Origin of the sequence: Aquabacterium sp. (genome assembly GCF_050725395.1) — a bacterium.
Classification (GTDB): Bacteria; Pseudomonadota; Gammaproteobacteria; order Burkholderiales; family Burkholderiaceae_C; genus Aquabacterium.
Window position 1 is genome coordinate 1 of sequence record NZ_JBOHHL010000078.1, and the last position, 3,444, is coordinate 3,444.

Below are 3,444 nucleotides of genomic sequence, written 5' to 3' on the forward strand. Positions count from 1 at the left end.
GGTGACGAACACCAGCGGCGCCTGTCGCGCTCCTCGGGCCATGAGTTTTGCCTGGCCATCCTCGACATCGATTTCTTCAAGCAGATCAACGACACGCATGGCCACAACGTGGGCGACGAGGTGCTGCGCAACTTCGCCCAGCACGCGGCGTCCATGACGCGCGAGACCGATGTGCTGGCCCGCTGGGGCGGCGAGGAGTTCATGCTGGTGCTGGTGGGCACCTCCGTGCACGACGCGGAACGCGGCATTCAGCGGCTGCGAGATTCCTTGCGCAATGTCACCGTGGCCCAGGACCACTTGGCCTTGCACCCCTCTTTTTCGGCGGGACTGACCGCCTACAGGCCGGGCGAAAGCCTGGCAGCCTGCATCGAACGGGCCGACAAGGCGCTCTACAGCGCCAAGCAAGGGGGCCGAAACCGCACCATGGTCTGGTCGGACATCGTGCCCGCAATGTCGCCCACAATGGGCGGATGATTCCAAAAAACCGTGTTTTTCGGGCGGGCGTGCTGTGCCTCTTGGGCATGGGCACGGCACAGGCCCAAACCAGCCCTCCTGACGATGGTCTCCGCACCCTGCCGGTGAGCACCCGCCTGGGGTTCGAAACCATCCGGCTGCCCGGTGGCGAGGCCATGGGCCTGCTGGGCGGCAGCTACCTCCTGGAGTTTTCGCCGGGCTGGTTGGCCGGGCCGGCGGTGTATGGCGGCGCGACCGGGCACCGGGGTGGTTTTTTCGTGGGCGGGGCTGAAGTGGCCTACCGGCTGCCCTTGGCCAGCCGGCTGCGCCTGGAGGCCGGGCTGTTCGCGGGCGGCGGTGGCGGTGCCGCCGCACCCGTGGGCGGCGGGCTGATGTTGCGTCCGCACCTCGACCTGCTGTGGCGCCTCAGCGGTTCACCGAAGGGTCCCGGCGTGTGGGCCGGCGTGTCGGCGTCCAGCGTGCGCTTCCCCAATGGCGACATCCGCTCCAACCAGGCGGGTGTCGTCCTGTCCGTCGACAGCGACTTCGCCTACACCCTGCCTTCGGCGGCCGGCAAAAGCTCGACCGCCTGGACGCGCGGTGGCATGGGCTTTGACCGCATCAGCGTGGTGGGCGCTTTCGACGAAGTGCACGACGGCGACCAGCGCATTGGCCTGGCGGGTTTCCGGCTCGACCATTGGCTGTACCCCAACCTCTACTGGGGGCTGGAGGCGGCCGGAGCGGCCAGCGGCGGGGCGGGTGGCTATGCCGAGGTGCTGGCCACCCTGGGTTTCGAGCAGCCGATCAAGGGCACGCCACTGGCCGTGGGCGCGCGCGCTGCCCTGGGCCTGGGCGGCGGCGGCGCGGTGCCGACCGATGGCGGCTTGCTGGCCAAGGCTGGCCTGTCCATCAGCCTGCACCTCAGCCGGGATTTTTTCGTGTCGCTGGAAGGCGGCACGGTGAACGCGCCCCAGGGGCCTTTCCAGGCCCGTTATGCGCAACTGTCGCTCGGCTGGGACTTGGATCATCCCTCCCAGGGGCCGGTGGCCCTGGGGCGTTTGTCACCCCGTTCCTGGGTCGAGGGCATGGAATGGAACCTGGCCCTGCAGCACCTGGATGGTGCCGAGCGCAGGAGTGGGCCGCCGCAATCCCTGCAGTCCATCGGTCTGCAGGTGCGGCGTTCTCTGACCGAACTTCTTTACATCAGCGGACAGGCCCACAGCGCTTACAACGGAGACGCCGGAGCGTATTCTGTGGGCTTGGTGGGGGCGGGCGTGCAATCGCCGGTGTTCGCGTCCCGATGGTCGCTGGGCGCCGAATTGCTGGTGGGCGCGGCTGGCGGTGGTGGGGTCGACACCGAGGGTGGCGCCGTGGTCCAACCCATGTTGAAGTTGAATTTGAACCTGGGGCCCCAAAGTAGAGCTCACCTGGGGCTGGGACGGGTTCGCTCCCTCAAGGGCAATCTGGACAGTCCTGTGGTTGAATTGGCGTGGGGTGTGGCATTCGGTGTGCCGGCCCGTTGATACATGGAGAGATGGTTTTGAAGAAAATACTGACGAGCGTGTTCGTGGCCTTGCTCAGCCTCACCTTCGTGGCGGACCACGTCGAGGCCAAGCGCCTGGGTGGTGGCGGTTCGTCTGGCATGAAGCGTCAGATGCCTTCGCGTCCGGCACCCAATTCCCCCACGCAGCAACAGCAGCCGTCGCCTGCCCAGCCTTCGGTGGCCCCGGGCGGCCAGGCCGTGCCGCCCTCCGTGGCGCCCAAGCGCAACTGGATGGGCCCGGTCGCCGGTTTGGCCGCGGGCCTGGGCATCGCCGCCCTGATGAGCCACTTCGGCATGGGCGCCGCCATGGGCAACATGATCACCATGGTGCTGCTGGCCGCGGTGGCCTTCTTCGCCATCCGCTGGATCATGTCGCGGTTTGCCAATCCAGCGCCGGCCACCAGCGGTGGCCCTCGCCTGTCGCCCAATGACTTTGCCCGCGCGCCCGTGCCGCCCGCGCAACCAGTGCCCGCGCAGCAACCCGTCTTCCGCGACATCCCGGCCGCGCCACAAGGCGCCGCGGCTTCGTCGACCATCCTGAGCGGCCCCAGCTTCGCTTCGGTCGCCGCCGGCACGGCCCCGAGCCTGCCGCCCGGTTTCGATGCCCCGGCTTTCGAACGCATCGCCAAGCTGATCTTCATCCGCATGCAGGCCGCCAACGACTCGGCCAACCTCGAAGACCTGCGCCAGTTCTCGACCCCCGAGATGTTCGCCGTCTTCAAGCTGGAACTGCAGGACCGTGGCAATGCGCCCCAGGTGACCGACGTGGTGCAGCTGAACGCCGAAGTGCTGGACTTCGCCGACGAAGCCGACCGCCAGATCGTCAGCGTGCGTTTCCATGGCCTGATCCGCGAAGAGCAACATTCGCCCACCACGACTTTCGACGAGATCTGGCACCTGGCCAAGCCGAAGGCCGGCAACGGTGAATGGGCCATCGCGGGAATCGCGCAGACCGCCTGACCCATGCACGTGGCGATCCCCGACGAGGAAATCGAACTTCGGGCCATCCGTGCGCAAGGCGCGGGTGGCCAGAATGTCAACAAGGTCTCCAGCGCCATCCACTTGCGCTTCGACATCAAAGCCTCTCATGCCTTGAATGATGAACACAAGGAACGCCTGCTGGCCTTGAGCGACCGCCGCATCAGCGCCGAGGGCGTGTTGGTGATCAAGGCCCAGGAGCACCGCAGCCAGGAACAGAACCGCCTGGAAGCCCTGCGTCGCCTGGCCGAACTGGTGGACAGCACGGCCCGCCCACCACGTTTCCGCAAGGCCACCAAGCCCAGCTACGGTGCCAAGCAGCGCCGCCTGGAGGGCAAAAGCCAGCGGTCGCAGATCAAGTCATCCCGAGGCCGGGTGACCGACTGACGGCCGCTCAAATCCAGAGCTTCTTCCAGCCTTCGTGGCCCAAGGTTCGCAGCGTCTCGATGTTGCGCTCATAGATGTTGGCG

The 3,444-nt window shown here is 67.1% G+C and carries 4 protein-coding genes; all 4 read left to right on the forward strand.

What is annotated here, in order from left to right:
- Positions 1-474, forward strand: a 474-nt coding sequence (locus ACREB4_RS21095) for a GGDEF domain-containing protein (protein WP_431590203.1), incomplete at its 5' end; no start/stop codon positions are given.
- A complete protein-coding gene (locus ACREB4_RS21100) occupies positions 471-1,976 on the forward strand; it encodes a hypothetical protein (RefSeq protein ID WP_431590204.1) in 1,506 nt (501 codons plus the stop codon). The genes ACREB4_RS21095 and ACREB4_RS21100, both read left to right, overlap by 4 nt.
- Positions 1,977-1,993: 17 nt before the next feature.
- Positions 1,994-2,956 carry a Tim44 domain-containing protein gene (locus tag ACREB4_RS21105; protein WP_431590205.1) on the forward strand — a complete coding sequence of 321 codons (963 nt, stop codon included), beginning with the start codon at positions 1,994-1,996 and terminating at the stop codon, positions 2,954-2,956.
- Positions 2,957-2,959: 3 nt separating this feature from the next.
- Complete coding sequence (gene arfB, locus ACREB4_RS21110) at positions 2,960-3,361, forward strand: alternative ribosome rescue aminoacyl-tRNA hydrolase ArfB (RefSeq protein WP_431590206.1); 402 nt, start codon at positions 2,960-2,962, stop codon at positions 3,359-3,361.
- Positions 3,362-3,444 lie beyond the last annotated feature (83 nt).